General features: G+C 64.7%; 12 protein-coding genes, 2 tRNA genes and 1 pseudogene. 9 read left to right on the forward strand and 6 right to left on the reverse strand.

Annotated features, from left to right (window positions below):
- Nucleotides 1-16 precede the first annotated feature (16 nt).
- The 4 genes from N911_RS0116240 to N911_RS0116255 are packed head-to-tail and all read left to right on the forward strand — an operon-like array spanning nt 17 to nt 6159.
- Nucleotides 17-1510 (forward strand): sensor histidine kinase, encoded by a 1494-nt coding sequence (locus tag N911_RS0116240; RefSeq protein ID WP_138774449.1) that lies wholly within the window; start codon nt 17-19, stop codon nt 1508-1510.
- Complete coding sequence (locus N911_RS0116245; protein ID WP_029899007.1) at nt 1507-1956, forward strand: response regulator; 450 nt, start codon at nt 1507-1509, stop codon at nt 1954-1956. The genes N911_RS0116240 and N911_RS0116245 overlap by 4 nt, the downstream gene beginning before the upstream one ends.
- Nucleotides 1953-4268 (forward strand): ATP-binding protein, encoded by a 2316-nt coding sequence (locus tag N911_RS0116250; RefSeq protein WP_029899009.1) that lies wholly within the window; start codon nt 1953-1955, stop codon nt 4266-4268. The genes N911_RS0116245 and N911_RS0116250 overlap by 4 nt, the downstream gene beginning before the upstream one ends.
- 31 nt (nt 4269-4299) lie before the next feature.
- Complete coding sequence (locus tag N911_RS0116255; protein WP_029899011.1) at nt 4300-6159, forward strand: UbiD family decarboxylase; 1860 nt, start codon at nt 4300-4302, stop codon at nt 6157-6159.
- Here the strand turns inward: N911_RS0116255 and N911_RS0116260 are convergent.
- Nucleotides 6149-7000, reverse strand: a complete 852-nt coding sequence (locus N911_RS0116260) for an esterase/lipase family protein (protein ID WP_029899013.1) — start codon at nt 6998-7000, stop codon at nt 6149-6151. The two genes, N911_RS0116255 and N911_RS0116260, sit on opposite strands and share 11 nt — an antisense overlap.
- Nucleotides 7001-7083: 83 nt before the next feature.
- Between N911_RS0116260 and N911_RS0116265 the strand changes: the two genes are divergently transcribed.
- From N911_RS0116265 to N911_RS0116285, 5 genes are all read left to right on the forward strand, one after another.
- On the forward strand, nt 7084-7413 hold the full coding sequence (locus N911_RS0116265; RefSeq protein ID WP_029899014.1) for a tRNA-binding protein: 330 nt from the start codon (nt 7084-7086) through the stop codon (nt 7411-7413).
- A complete protein-coding gene (locus N911_RS0116270; protein ID WP_029899015.1) occupies nt 7413-8444 on the forward strand; it encodes a DUF1786 domain-containing protein in 1032 nt (343 codons plus the stop codon). The genes N911_RS0116265 and N911_RS0116270 overlap by 1 nt, the downstream gene beginning before the upstream one ends.
- Nucleotides 8437-9429, forward strand: coding sequence for an aminoglycoside phosphotransferase family protein (locus tag N911_RS0116275; protein WP_029899016.1), 993 nt, complete (start codon nt 8437-8439; stop codon nt 9427-9429). Before N911_RS0116270 ends, N911_RS0116275 begins: the two co-directional genes overlap by 8 nt.
- Before the next feature lie 114 nt (nt 9430-9543).
- Nucleotides 9544-9619: transfer RNA gene (locus N911_RS0116280), tRNA-Val, on the forward strand.
- Between the two features lie 12 nt (nt 9620-9631).
- A tRNA-Asp gene (locus N911_RS0116285) sits at nt 9632-9708 on the forward strand.
- A 336-nt stretch (nt 9709-10044) separates the two neighbouring features.
- Here N911_RS0116285 and N911_RS0116290 read toward each other — a convergent pair.
- From N911_RS0116290 to N911_RS17185, 5 genes and pseudogenes are all read right to left on the reverse strand, one after another.
- Complete coding sequence (locus tag N911_RS0116290) at nt 10045-10875, reverse strand: FAD/NAD(P)-binding protein (RefSeq protein WP_029893258.1); 831 nt, start codon at nt 10873-10875, stop codon at nt 10045-10047.
- Between the two features lie 21 nt (nt 10876-10896).
- Nucleotides 10897-11955 carry a 4Fe-4S dicluster domain-containing protein gene (locus tag N911_RS0116295; RefSeq protein ID WP_138774450.1) on the reverse strand — a complete coding sequence of 353 codons (1059 nt, stop codon included), beginning with the start codon at nt 11953-11955 and terminating at the stop codon, nt 10897-10899.
- On the reverse strand, nt 11952-12902 hold the full coding sequence (locus tag N911_RS0116300; protein WP_029893262.1) for a 4Fe-4S dicluster domain-containing protein: 951 nt from the start codon (nt 12900-12902) through the stop codon (nt 11952-11954). Before N911_RS0116300 ends, N911_RS0116295 begins: the two co-directional genes overlap by 4 nt.
- Before the next feature lie 12 nt (nt 12903-12914).
- Entirely contained in the window at nt 12915-13379 is a 465-nt protein-coding gene (locus tag N911_RS0116305) for a hydrogenase iron-sulfur subunit (RefSeq protein ID WP_029893264.1), read from the reverse strand.
- Nucleotides 13346-14565, reverse strand: a pseudogene (locus N911_RS17185) (4Fe-4S binding protein); the annotation flags it as partial. The gene N911_RS0116305 and the pseudogene N911_RS17185, both read right to left, overlap by 34 nt.

Genomic DNA, 14565 nt, shown 5'->3' on the forward strand with positions numbered 1-14565 from the left:
CGCGCTTTCTCTCGGCATGTGGCTGCATTGGCTGGCCATGCGGCGCAAGGTCGAGGGGGAGGTCGCCAGGTCCAGGGCCCTCCTGGAGAGCGTGCCGGACGCCATTTTCGTGGTGGAAGAACAGGGCCGTGTGGTGGATGTCAACCAGGCCGCTGTGGGCAAGTATGGCTACACTCGGGCGGAGATGCTGGCCATGCGGGCCTCGGACCTCAACGTGCCGGAGCGTTTGGAGTGGGTGCGACAGACCCGGGAACGCATTTACGACAGGGGCGATTTTTCCTTTGAAAGCCTGCATGTGGACAAGCTGGGCGACGTGTTCCCGGTGGAAGTGAACGCCAAGGTCGCGCACATCGGTGGGCGCGACCTGGAGATTGCCGTGGTGCGCGACCTGCGCCAGCGCAGAAAGGTGGAGCGGAGGGCCGCGCTCCTCGCGGCCATCGTGGACTCCGCAGAGGACGCCATTGTGGGCACGGACACGAGAGGCAGGGTGCTCAGTTGGAACGCTGGGGCGGAGCGGCTGTACGGCTGGACCTCCGAAGATGCGGTGGGCCGGGAGATAGGATTTGTCCTGCCGCCGGAGGAGGCTGACAGAGCGCGGGAAAGGTTGCGGGGGGTCCTGCGCAACGGCCGATCCATGCGCTACGAGACCAAACGTCGCCGCAGGGACGGTCGCGAGGTGGACGTGATGGTCACGCTTGGACTCATGCGGGACATCAACACAGGGGGAACGCTTGGCCTGTCGGCCATTGTGAGGGATCTGACTGAACGCAACAAGCTCATATCGCAACTGCGAGGAAAGGTCGCGGAGTTGCAGCGCTCCAACAAGGAGTTGGAGGACTTCGCCTTCATCGCCTCGCATGACCTGCAGGAGCCGCTGCGCAAGATATCCTCCTACAGCGGCCTGCTTTTGGAGGAGGCGGGTACGGAGCTCGGAGACGACGCCAAAACCTACCTGGATGCCGTCTGCCGGGCGGCCATGCGCATGAGCGACCTGGTGGACGGCCTGCTGGAGTTGTCCCGGGTTACAACCAGGGGAAGGGAGTTCGAGAGGTTGGATCTGGGGGAAGTGGTGCATGACGCCTTGGACTCCCTTGAGGTGCGCATCCGGGAAACGGAGGCCAGCATCAAGGTGGAAGGGCTTCCCGAGATAACCGGAGACCGGGACCAGATGCGGCGTCTCTTGGAGAACCTCGTTTCCAACTCCTTGAAGTATCGCCACCCGGAGCGTCGGCCGGAGATCGATATCCGGGCCGAGGAAAGCGAAGAAACAGTGAGCCTGGTGGTCTCGGACAACGGCACGGGGTTCGAGGAAAAGCACGCCGATTCGATTTTCAAGCCGTTCAGTCGCCTGGTTGGACGGTCCGACCAGGACGGCAGCGGCATCGGCCTGGCCATCAGCCGCAAGATAGTCACCCGGCACGGCGGCAGGCTGACAGCCCACGGCAAACCCGGCGAGGGGGCCAGATTCCGAATCGACCTCCCGGTGAACAACAAGGCGGAGGCCTCATGAACAGGCGATCGATCAACATTCTCATCGCGGATGACGACGACGAAGACGTCCTCCTCGTCAGGACGTCCTTCAGCCGCGCCGGACTCATCAACCCGCTGCATCACGTGCGGGACGGGGAGGAATTGCTGGCTTATCTGCGGGGAGAGGACGGGTTCGTCGACCGCACCGTCCATCCCTACCCGGGGGTGGTGCTTTTGGATCTGAACATGCCGCGCATGGACGGACGCGAGGCGCTCGAGGAGATTAAATCCGACCCGGAATTGTGCAAGCTGCCGGTCATTGTCCTCACGACATCCAAGTCGGACGAGGACATCCTGCAAAGTTACCGTCTGGGGGTTAACTCCTTCATCCGAAAACCTGTGGAATTCAGTGAGTTCGTGACCAAGATGCGGGTGCTGGGGGCCTACTGGCTGGACATCGTGGAGTTGCCGGAGGAAGCGCGATGAGCGGCGAGATCAGGGTGCTCATCGTGGACGACGACCCGGAGGACGCCTTTCTGCTGCAGCGGTATTTGCAGGGGGATCCGTCTGGAACGCTCATACGCTGCACCACCTGCCGGGAGCCGGAAAAGGCGCTTGATCAGTTGCGCGGCGGAGGATTCGACGTCTGCTTTCTGGACTATCTGCTGGGCGGCGCCACAGGCCTTGACCTCATCCAGAAGGCGGCGGACGAGGAAATCGACGTGCCGCTCATCCTGCTCACCGGCCAGGGTGACGAGGAAGTGGCCGCCAGCGCCCTGAAAGCCGGGGCCAGGGACTACCTGACCAAGCGTGATCTCTCCAGGCGCACCGCCTCGTCGTCCCTGCGCCACGTCTTGGAGCTGGCCGAGCGGGAGCGGCGGGAACGGGAAGCGCAGGAGGAAGTGAGATCAGCCAAGGCGCTGGTGGAGGGAACCTTCCACGCCCTGCAAGACCTGCTTGTGGTCATGGACAGGGAGCACCGCATTGTCTTCAGCAACTGGAAGTCGCTTGAAGACCGGTATCCCCTCTGGCGCGATGATCCTGAAATGTTTTGCTACGCGTGTTTTTTCGGCGAGTCCGCGCCTTGCGATGACTGCCCGGTGGAGATGGTGTTCCGCACCGGAGAGGCGGTCAGCGGCATCGAGATGGAAATGGGGGACAGGGTCATGGAGGTCTCTGTTTCCCCCATTCTCGACCGCCAGGGCAACGTGGACCGCGTGGTGGAGCACTTGCGCGACGTGACGGAACGCCGCCAGGCGGAAGAGAAGCTCGTGGAGTCCGAGCGGCGGTACCGCACCCTCTTCGAGCACTCTCAGGACGGCATCGCCATCTATCAGCGCAAAAGCGGCAGGCACGGCTTCAAGCTGGTGGACTGCAACCAGACCTTCGTGGACCTTTCCGGCCGAAGCAAGGAGGATCTGCTCAGGGTGGAGGACATCCGGCTGCTGCAGATGACCGGCGGGGACGAACCGCGAGGCGGCTCGGGCACAGGACCGCTGACAGGCACGTACTCCTGGCAACGGCCGGACGGCAGGGAAAACCACGTTGAATACAGCCTTGTGCCTGTGCGGCTGCAGGGAAGGGTGCACTACTACGGTATCGAGCGGGACGTGACCGAGCGCATCCTCAACCAGCGCAAACTCCAGGATCACCAGCGTGAACTGGAGCAAGCGGTTGATGAGCGGACAAAGGAACTCGGCAAGGCGCTGTTTCAGGCCGAACTGACCAGGGACAGGCTGGATCTCATTTTGCGCTCCATGGGCGACGGATTGTTGGTGCTGGACGAGATGGGGCGCGTGGAGAGCATCAACTCCCAGGCCTGCGGGATGCTGGAGAGGCCTATGGAGGAGGCGGTTGGCGCTCCGGCTGTGGATCTCTTCGGCGACGGCGGCAACCGGGCTCGGTTCGAGGCCATCATGGACAAGACGGCAAGCGGCCTCCCGGCCACGGGGGAGTTGGGCCTACCTGGCAACGGCGAGGGTGCGAAAAGGCACATCCGGTCTGTGGCTTCACCGCTGGTGGAAGGGGATATCATGCGCGGTTCTGTGGTAATCCTCCATGACATGACCCGGGAGCGGGAGCTGGACACCATGAAGACGGAGTTCATTTCCACGGCCGCCCATGAGTTGCGGACTCCCATGACCAACATCCAGGGATTTTCCGAACTGCTGCTCATGCGCAAGGACTTCAGCCCGCAGCAGCAAGAGGAGTTTCTCCGCCTCATCAACGACAGTTCGGTCGTCCTCTCCAAGATCATCACCGACCTGCTGGACGTCTCCAGGGTGGAGTCGGGCAAGGGCCTGTCCATGCGGCTCGCCAAACGGGACCTGCGTAATGTGGTGGAGCGGAAGATGGCCACGTATCGCGCCCAGAAGCCGGAATACCGATTCCAGGCTTCCATACCTGATGAACGCTGCATGGCTTTTTTCGACGAAAACCGTGTGGATCAGATTCTGGAAAACCTCTTGAGCAACGCGGTCAAATATTCTCCGGACGGCAGCAACGTGCGTCTCGACGTCCGCTGTGACGGCGGATGGCGGATATTTTCAGTGGCTGACGAGGGGGGCGGCATGACCGAGGAGGAGAAGCGCCGCATTTTCGAGCGTTTTTATCGTGGCCGCGCTTCCACCGGAAACGTGCTGGGCAGCGGCCTGGGCATGAGCATCGTCAAGCACATAGTCGACGGCCACGGCGGCTCAATCGAGGTGGAAAGCGAACTGGGACGGGGGACCACGGTCACGGTTCGGCTGCCCGGCGAGCCGGAGATGGCTCCGAGTGAGGCCGCCGGCACCGATTGACCGCCTCCCGGGCCCCTGCTATCGGCTCTGGATGGGGTACGCCAACCTTCGCCAATGCTTGCGTGATCTGGAAGCCAGGGGAGACCTGGTCCGCGTCGAAACACCCGTGAATCCGGTTCTGGAGGCGGGCGTCATCCAGCGCCGCGCCTTCCGCAAGGGATCGCCCGCCCTGCTATTCGAACGGGTGGAGGGCACTCCCTTTCCGATGGTGGCCAACCTTTTCGGCACCCGCGAGCGCATCCGTTACCTCTTTCGCGACACTCTGCGCACGGTGGAGACGCTGCTGCGCTTCAAGGCCGACCCCATGGCGCAGCTGGCGGCCTCCCTCAAGCGCCCCTGGAGCTGTCTGCCCCTGCCGCGCTCGTTGCTGCACACCATGCCCAAGACGGTGGCGGACGGCCCCATTCTGCGCGGCTCAACACGTCTTTCCCAGCTTCCTCGCCTGATCTCCTGGCCCAAGGACGGCGGGGGATACGTCACCCTGCCTCAGGTGTATACGGAGAACCCGGCTGCGCCGGGATTCTCCGGCTCCAACCTGGGCATGTACCGGGTGCAGCTCACCGGCGAACCGTTCCAGCCGGACCGGGAGGCAGGGCTGCACTACCAGATTCACCGGGGTATCGGCCCTCACCACGCCGAGGCGCTGCGTCGCGGCGATCGGCTGCCCGTAAACGTCTTCATCGGCGGCCCTCCGGCCATGACCCTGGCCGCTGTCATGCCGCTGCCGGAGGGTATTCCCGAGCTTCTTTTCGCCGGCGTTCTGGGCGGGCGGCGGCCGGCCATGGTCAAGCCGGACGGCGCGGACCTGCCCATGCCCGCAGAGGCTGACTTCTGCATCCAGGGCTATGTGGAACCGGGAAACGCCAAACCGGAAGGCCCATTCGGCGATCATCTGGGGTATTACAGCCTGGCCCACGACTTCCCGGTCATGACCGTGGAGAAAGTGCATTGCAGGCCCGACGCGGTCTGGCCATTCACCACAGTGGGCCGTCCGCCGCAGGAGGACACGGTTTTCGGCGAGTTCATCCACGAGTTGACCGCCGACTTGGTGCCCACGGTCTTTTCAGGGGTGCATGAGGTGCACGCCGTGGACGCGGCCGGGGTGCATCCCCTGCTTCTGGCTGTTGGCAGCGAACGCTACGTCCCCTACGCCGAGGAGCGCATTCCCCAGGAACTGCTGACCTGCGCCATGTCCCTGTTGGGCACCACCCAGACATCGCTGTCCAAATACGTGCTTATCGCCGCCAGGGAGGACAGCGGTTTGGTCAACGCCCACGATGTGCCGCGCTTTTTGGCCCACATGCTCCAGCGGACGGATTTCTCCCGTGACCTGCACTTTATCACCCGCACCACCATGGACACGCTGGACTACTCAGGCATCAGTCTCAACCAGGGATCCAAGCTGGTTTGGGCGGCGGCCGGGAATCCCAGGCGCGACCTTGCCGGCCGTCTTCCGGACGGCTTCGGTCTGCCCGAGCCCTTCGGTGGGGCGCGGGTGTTCACTTCGGGCGTGGTGGTGATGCAGGGGCCTCCTCACGGCGCGGGATGCGACCGGCACGACCAGCGCATGCAGCGTTTGGCCAAGGCCCTTGGGGAGCAGGGCGGGCTGGAGGAACTGCCACTCTTCGTGGTGGCTGACGACGCCGAATTCACCTCGGCCAACTGGGACAATTTTCTGTGGGTGACGTTCACCCGCTCCGACCCGGCCACGGACATGTACGGAGGGGGATCGTTCACTCACTGTAAGCATTGGGGATGCCGAGGGCCGCTGGTCATCGACGCCCGCCTCAAGACCTATCATGCCCCTCCGCTGGAGCCGGACCCGGAGATTGAGCGGAAGGTGGACGCCATGGCCGCGCCAGGCGGTCCGCTGCACGGCCTTATCGACTGATTGTCCGGCGCAGGAAATCAGTCACCATCTCTACGGTGCGGCGATCGTGCAGCATGGCGATATGGTTGATGGGCCCGGTTTCGGCCCACTCCCACCCCTCGGGGGGCAGGAGTGCCCTCGGCGGTAGCACGAAGTTGTCCATGGGCGTTGCCAGTGCCAGTCTGGGCACCTTCACCGCGGGCCGGGAAGGGCAGAAGCGCTCGATTTCAGGGGAATCCAGCCGGATGGTGTCCGTGATGGGTCCCCAGCCGAAGGCGGTCAGGCGGCTGCCCCTGTGCGGGGTGCCCAGGGAAACGGCCGCCCGGGTACGCTGGGCGATGTCCGGCTCGGCCAGACAAGCCCGGACCATCAGCCCGCCCAGGCTGTGTCCCACAAGCAGGGCGTCGCGTCCGGGGCGCTCGTCCAGGGCGCGCCGCACCTTGCGCTTCACTTCTTCCACCGCCTTGTTCATGGGGGCGAACCAGCAACGGTATCCGATGCGGACTTGGTCCGTGAACCCCGCCCGCTCGAAACGCGGTCCGTGGAACACCCAGGCCGAAGGGGAGTGGTACAGGCCGTGGATGCAAATGAGCACCGGTCCGCGCGCATCCGGCCGCTCCCGGCCGAACCAGGGAAGGCGGTGGGCGTGGTAGGTGAGCACCACCAGGAACTGGGTGCCCATGGCTCGCAACAGGCCGGTGGCGAAGAGCAGGGGGAGACAGCCCCGGGAGCGCAATTTGCGGGCATGCTCCGTGCCGGAAATCTCGTACCAGAGCAGGGCGTGGGTCACAGTGGAGACGAACAGGGCTTCCGCGATCAGCAGGGCGGCCAGAATGGCCAGGATGGTCAGCAGGGTCCACATGATTTCTTTCCTGCCGCAAAGCCGGGCGCTTGTCACCTTGTGGGCGGTATATTACGCACCAGAGTTTCATCGGGAGAGACGTCATGCAATCCGACGCGTTTTTTCAGGCCGAACTGCGAGTGGGGCGGGTTGTGTCCGTCGAGCCTTTCCCGGAGGCGCGGAAGCCAGCCTACAAACTGGTTGTGGATTTCGGGGAGGGCCTGGGAGAAAAGCGATCCAGCGCCCAACTAACCGATTTCTATTCGCCGGATGACCTGCTCGGCCGCCAGGTGGTGGCCGTGACCAACCTGCCGCCGCGCCTCATTGGCGGATTTGTCAGCGAGGTGCTCGTGCTGGGAGTGCCCGGCGAAGAGGGCGGCGTGGTGCTGCTTGAACCGGAACGGCCCGTGGCCGAAGGGGTAAAGGTGTATTGATGAGGGAAGCTCCCATTCTACTTTTGGATATCGGCAGCGGCACGCAGGACGTGTTGCTGCACCTGCCCGGCGAGGAACAGTTCAACTGCCCCAAGTTCGTGTTGCCCTCGCCTGCCAAGGGCGTGGCGCGGCGGATCATGGAGGCGGGCGAGGCCGGGGAGGGCGTGTACCTGCACGGCCGCAACATGGGCGGGGGCTTCTTCCGCGCCATGAAGGCCCTGCTGGACAAGGGGGGCAGGGTGGCCGCCCACCCGGAAGCCGCCCTGGCCCTGGGCGACTCACTGGACACGGTGCGTTCTCATGGCGTGGAGATCGCCGAGGAGCGCCCGTCCGGTTGCCGCCCCGTTCATCTCGCGGACTACGACCCGGGCTTCTGGCGTGCCTTCCTTGGCACGGCGGGGCTTGAGGTTCCCGCCCATGTGGCGGCCTGCGCCCAGGACCACGGCTTCCACCCGGGCTCATCCAACAGGCTGGGGCGCTTCGAACTGTGGCGGAAGCTACTGACCCGCGACTGTGGCGACTTGGCCGGGCTTGTCTACCGCTCGCCACCCAAGGAGATGACCCGCCTCCTCGCCCTGTCCGAATCCATTGGCGGCGGCGTGACCGCGGACTCCGGAGCCGCAGCCGTGCTGGGAGCGTTGTACGATGAAGATGTACGGATTCAGGCGGAAGGCAAGGGCGTGACAATAGTCAACGCGGGCAACAGCCACACCATCGCCTTTTTGGTGCATGGGCGCTCAGTTTACGGCGTGTTCGAGCACCACACGGGCATGCGCGACCCCAAGGACCTGCGGGATGATCTTGATCGCTTCCGACGGGGCGAGTTGACCAACCAGGACGTCTTCGACTCCGGCGGCCATGGCTGCCTCACACTGGACTTTCCCGCTGGGGCAGATTTCAAGGCAACCTACCTGCTGGGCCCCCGTCGGGACATGCTGGCCGGATACTCCCCCTTCCTGCATCCCGGTGGCGACATGATGCTGGCGGGCTGTTTCGGCCTGCTCAAGGGACTGGACCTGCTGGATGGCTGAAGTGAGCGACCACGTCGGCAAGGTGGAGCGCATCCAGGCTTTTTTGGTGGAAAATGCCTGGGTGGATGTTCCATCCCCGGAAGCCGTCACGTTTCTGGCCGCGGGCGAGTACAACGAGAACTGGCTCGTCCGGACAGATGACCGGGACTATGTGCTGCGCATCAATCATGGCAGCCAGATCGGTCTGCGGGGCGGAGAGCAGATCGAATACGAATACGGCGTGCTGCGCGCCCTTGAGGACTCGGGGGTCACGCCGAGGCCGTTCTTTCTGGACCGGGAGCCGAGGCAGCTCGACGGCGGGACGTTGCTCATGGAGTATCTGCCGGGCGAGCCGCTGGACTACCGGCGCGACTGGCGCAAGGCGGCACGGGTGTTCGCGCGTGTCCACGCGTGCCAGCCGGGAGAAGGGATGCTCGTTCAGGCCGACCCGGTTCGCGACATCGCGAATGAGTGTCACGGACTGCTGCGCCGTTTTCCGGACCATCCCCTGCAACGGGAGAGGGACCGGCTGCTGGCCTATCACGACGAGGTGTCCCGCCTGGCGGAGGAAACGGCTGATCTGTTCGCGTCCGAGCCGCTGGTGCCGGTCAACACCGAGGTCAATTCCCATAATTTCATCGTGCATGCAGAGCGGGCTTGGCTGGTGGACTGGGAAAAGGCTGTGACCTCAAGCCGTTATCAGGATCTCGGCCATTTTCTGGTGCCCACCACCACACGCTGGAAGACGGACTTCGTCTTTTCGTCTGAATGGCGGAGGGACTTCGTGGCCGCGTATCTCCATGAGGCCGAGGTGGATGAGGATTTGGAAACCGCCCTGGCCAAGTGCGACGTCATGGAGCGGACGATTCTCCTGCGCGCTTTGAGCTGGTGCCATATGGCCTATTTTGAATACACCGGGGGCGGACGAAATTTGCGAAACGATGTCACCTTTGACCGCATCACGGAGTATCTGGAGAACATGGAGGATATTCTCGCAAGGGGGTGAAACACCGCGGCCGGACGGGTTCGAAATGGCATCTCGAAAAAATTTCATTTCTCCCGGAAAATCACGTTGACAAGCACCGCTCCAGCACATATAAGGCGACTTCCCGATTGGGCAGGGCGGATAGCTCAGCTGGGAGAGCGTCGGCCTTACAAGCCGAAAGCCACAGGTTCGAGCCCTGTTCCGCCCACCATCGGCAAGAAGCGGAGCCGTAGTTAAGCTGGTTATAACGCCGGCCTGTCACGCCGGAGGCCGCGGGTTCGAGTCCCGTCGGCTCCGCCACCGAAAGTATCAGGGCCACCCCATTATGGGGTGGCCCTTTTACGTTGTGCGCCCAGTCATTTTTCCGTCCGGCTTTCTTTATCCGTAGGGCTCTCCGAATCCTCCGGAGGCCGCTCTTCTAACGGCTAAAGGCCTAAAGGCCGTTGGTGCGAATCCCGTCGGCTCCACGAGCTGAAAAACAGAGGCCGCCCTGGTGGGGTGGTTTAGTTAGGATTTGTATCCATCTCGCCTAAGCGTGCCATTTAAAAGCGAAAAAGGGGCCGTCCCAGTCTGGGACGGCCCCTTTTCGTGACGGGCTGGCGAAGGAGGGCTCTGCCATCGTATCCAGCGGCTTTGCTACAGTTCGTTGGGCAGCTGCTTGAGTTCTTCGTAGGTGAAGACGGGTCCGTCCTTGCAGACGTATTTGGTGCCGATGTTGCACCGGCCGCAGATGCCCACGCCGCATTTCATGCGTTTTTCCAGGGTTGTTATGATCTGATTGTCTTGAAAGCCGAGTTTATGCAAGGCTTGGATGGTGAATTTGATCATGATGGGGGGGCCGCAGGTGACGGCCACGGTGTTCTCCGGCGAGGGCTCCATCTCCAGGAGCACGTTGGGGATCAGGCCCACGGAGTGTTCCCAGCCCTCGGACTCCACGTCCACGGTGAGCTGGGTTTTCAGGTCGTCGCGGCCCAGCCAGTCCGGCAACTCGTACTGGAAGGCCATGTCCTGCGGGGTGCGCGCGCCGTAGAGCAGAGAGATGTCGCCGTAGTCGCCCCGGTTGTCCAGCATGTAGAGCAGCAGGGTGCGCAGCGGCGCCATGCCGATGCCGCCGCCTACGAAGACGATGTTCTTGCCCTTGAGATCCTCGTAGGGGAACCAGTTGCCCAGGGGGGCGCGCACGCCGATCTGGTCGCCCGGTGACATGGAGTGCAGCTTGGAGGTCACCTCCCCGGCGCGCATGACGCTGAACTGCAGGTAGTCCATGCGGGAGGGCGGGGAGTTGATGACGAAGGTGGACTCGCCCGTGCCGAACACGGACAGCTGCCCCACCTGGCCGGGCTTGAAGGAGAACTCCTTCATGCGCTTCTCGCCCAGCACCACGCGGAAGGTCTTGATGGCCGGGGTCTCGTCGATGATCTCGGTGATGGTGGCCACGTCCGGCAGGTAGGGGTTGAGCGGCTGCATTTCGCGTTCCTTGAGCACGGGCTACTCCTGCTCGGCCGACTCGGCGGCCGTGGCTTTGAGAACGATTTCGCGGATGTCCACGGACACGGGGCAGTGCTTTATGCAGCGGCCGCAGCCGCAGCAGGCGATGGCCCCGCCGTGGATGGTGGGATAGTAGCTGAACTTGTGCCCCACGCGGTTCTTCAGCCTGTGGGCCTTGGTGGGGCGGGGGTTGTGGCCGCTGGCCTCCATGGTGAACTGGTAGGACATGCAGTTGTCCCAGGTGCGCAGCCTGGCCCCTTCCGCCCCGCACGCCTCGTCGGTGATGTTGAAGCAGTAGCAGGTGGGGCAGAGGTAGGTGCAGGCCCCGCAGCTGATGCATTTGGCCGAGACCTCCTCCCAGAAGCCCATGTCGTCGAACAGCTCCAGCAGCTTGCCGGGCGTCTCCGAAAGATCCGGGGCCTCGCCCAGGCCCTCGGCCGCCCGCTTGTGCACGGCGTGCGCCTCGTCCAGCCGCTTCCCGGCGTCCTCCAGCAAGGAGCTTTGCAGCAGCTCCCCGCCGGTCTCGGTCACCGGCTCCAGCACGTAGCCGCCCTCCACCGGGGTCATGAGCACGTCGGAACACTCGGTGTCCGCCGGGCCGGAGCCCACCCAGTGGCAGAAGCAGGTGGAGGAGGGCCTGGGGCAGGCCATGGTGATGAAGGCGGTGTGCTCGCGCCGCGCCAGGTAGTTGAGGTCCTTGACGTCCTCGGCGTCGTACACCCGGTCGAAGGTGGCGAAGCCGCGCGCGTCGCAAGGGCGGCCGCCCACCACCAGCCTCGGCGTCTCGTCGATGGTCTCCTTGACCCGCACCTGGCTTGTGTCCGGGCTGGCCGGGTCCTTCTCGTAGCGAAAGACCATCAGCGGCTCGCACTGGGGAAAGACCGAGCCCTTGGGCGGCGTGGTGGCCTGGCGGCCCAGGGGAACCGGCTGGTCCGGGTCGAAGGGCCGAAAGACCACGGCCCCGCCTTCGCGGCGGGGGACGGCGGTCCGGCGCTCTTTGGCCAGCTCCGCCAGCCAGGCCGGGACCTTGTCGCCGGGGATGAACTTGGCTTCCATCACCACCCCCTCTCGTTGATGTTTTCCTCTTCCACCTGGAAGGCCATCAGCGGCGGCGTGGCCTCCACCTTGGTGCCAGCGCGGTAGTCGAACAGCTCCTCGACTTCCTTGTTCAGCTTGCGCTTGAGCAGCAGGAGGGGAATGCCCACGGGGCAGGCCCGCTCGCACTCGCCGCACTCGGTGCAGCGCCCGGCCAGGTGCATGGCGTGGATGACCTGGAAGAACCACTTCTCGTCCACCGTGTCCTGCTCGGTGATCCAGTGCGGGTCGCGGCAGTGGGCCACGCAGTGGTCGCGGCAGACGCACAGGGGGCAGGCGTTGCGGCAGGCGTAGCAGCGGATGCAGCGCTGCATGGCCTCACGCCAGTGCCCGGCCCGCTCTTCCAGCGGCCTGGACTCGAACTCGGCCACGTCGGCGTACTCGTCCGCCTCCGGCTCGGTCACCGGCTCGCCCACGAACTCGTCCGAGAGCAGGGCGTTGTGGTAGCGGCAGCGGCCGCACTTGTCCGCGGCCACCTCGGCCAGGGGGAACGATTTCTCCCCGCCGTCCACGGTCACTTTTACGGTGTCGCCCTCGACCCGGGCGTCCTCCACCAGGTCCAGGTCGACCTCGCGGGCGATCTTCTTCAGGCTGACCACCCCCTCGCAGGGAAAGCCGAATACCGTGATGTTTTCGCGGTCCAGAAGCTTTTCCTGCAAGAGCTCGATGACCGAGCGGCTGTCGCAGCCCTTGACCACCACGCCCACCTTCTTGTCCCGCAGGCCGGTGAGGTAGGTGGCCAGGTTGTGCACGCACAGCGGATCCAGCACCAGCCGGTCCACGTCCTCCTCGCCGCGCATGAACAGCGGCGTGGCGTGCAGGGGATCGAATCCCCGCTGCCAGCCGATGACCACGTCCAGCTCGGGCAGCCGCTCTTTGATGCGGCCTTTCATCTCATCCAGAAGGGACATGCTTCCTCCGGGTCAGGCGGCGTCCGCCGCCACGGCTTGCGCCCGGGCCACCTGCGCTTCGCTCAGGGCGGGCGCGGGGCCGAGTTCGTGGATGGCCTCGGTGAACTTGTGCACCACCGTCTGCCATTTCTTGCCTTCCGAGGCCGAGACCCAGGTGTACTCGAACCGCCGCTCGTCCATGCCCAGGATGGGCAGGAAGCGCTTCAGCACCTCCAGCCTGCGCCTGGCGTAGAGGTTGCCCTCGGAGTAGTGGCAGTCGCGCGGGTGGCAGCCCGAGACCAGCACCCCGTCCGCCCCGTGGAACAGGGCGCGGAGGATGAACAGCGGGTCGATGCGGCCCGAGCAGGGCACGCGGATGATGCGCAGGTCCGTGGGCTGCTGGAAGCGGCCCACCCCGGCGGTGTCCGCGCCCCCGTAGGAGCACCAGTTGCACAGAAAGCCGACTATTCGAAGCTCGTCACCAGTGGCTGCCGGCATAGGGCGTTGACCTCCGCGAGGATCTGGTTGTCAGTGAAGTGTTGCAGCTGGATGGCCCCCTGCGGGCAGGTGGCGGTGCACAGCCCGCACCCCTGGCAGACCGTCTCGATGACCCGGCCTTGGGCTGGCCCGGAAGTCCGTCTCCTCGATGGCCCCGAAGGGGCAGGTCTGGACGCACTTGCCGCAACCGATGCACCGCTTGATGTCCACCGCGGCCACCTGCGGGTCGCTTTCCAGCATGTCCTTGGAGAACATCTCCAGCACCTTGCTGGCGGCCGCGCTGCCCTGGCTCACCGAGGAGGGAATGTCCTTGGGGCCCTGGCAGGCACCGGCCAGGAACACGCCCGCGGTGTTGGTCTCCACCGGCCGCAGCTTGGGGTGGCTCTCCATGAAGAAGCCGTACTTGTCGTAGGAGATGCGCAGCTTCTCGGCCATCCGCGGCGAGCCCTTGGCCGACTCGGCCCCGGCGGCCAGCACCACCAGGTCCGCCTCGATCTCCACCTGCGTTCCGGCCAGGGTGTCCGCCCGCGCACCACGTACTTGTCGCCCTTGGGGTAGATCATGGCCACGCGGCCGCGGATGTAGCGGGTGTCGTACTCCTCCATGGCCCGGCGGGTGAACTCGTCGTACAGCTTCCCCGGCGCGCGGATGTCCATGTAGAAGACGTAGGACTGCGAGCCGGGCAGGTGGTCCTTGGTCAGGATGGCCTGCTTGGCCGTGTACATGCAGCAGAAGCCCGAGCAATAGGGACGGTCCACCGACTTGTCCCGCGAGCCCACGCACTGCACGAAGACCACCGTCTCGGGCTCCCTTGCCGTCCGAGGGGCGCTTGACGTGCCCGCCCGTGGGCCGGAGGCCGACAGCAGCCGCTCGTACTGCAGCGAGGTGATCACGTCCGGGTAGCGGCCGCCGCCGTACTGGGCGTACTTGGAGGTGTCGAAGAGGTCGAAGCCCGTGGCCGCGATGACCGCGCCCACCTCCTCCGTGACCAGCTCGTCCTCCTGCTCGTAGCGGATGGCCTCGGTGGGACACACCTTGGCGCAGACCCCGCACTTGCCCTTGGTGAAGCGGATGCAGAAATCCGGGTCGATGGAAGCCTTCTTGGGTATGGCCTGGGGAAGGGGATGTTGATGGCCGTGGTGGTGCCCACGCCCTCGTTGAAATAGTCCGCGGACTTCTTGCTGGG

Source organism: Desulfohalovibrio reitneri, assembly GCF_000711295.1.
In the GTDB taxonomy this organism is placed as follows: domain Bacteria; phylum Desulfobacterota; class Desulfovibrionia; order Desulfovibrionales; family Desulfovibrionaceae; genus Desulfohalovibrio; species Desulfohalovibrio reitneri.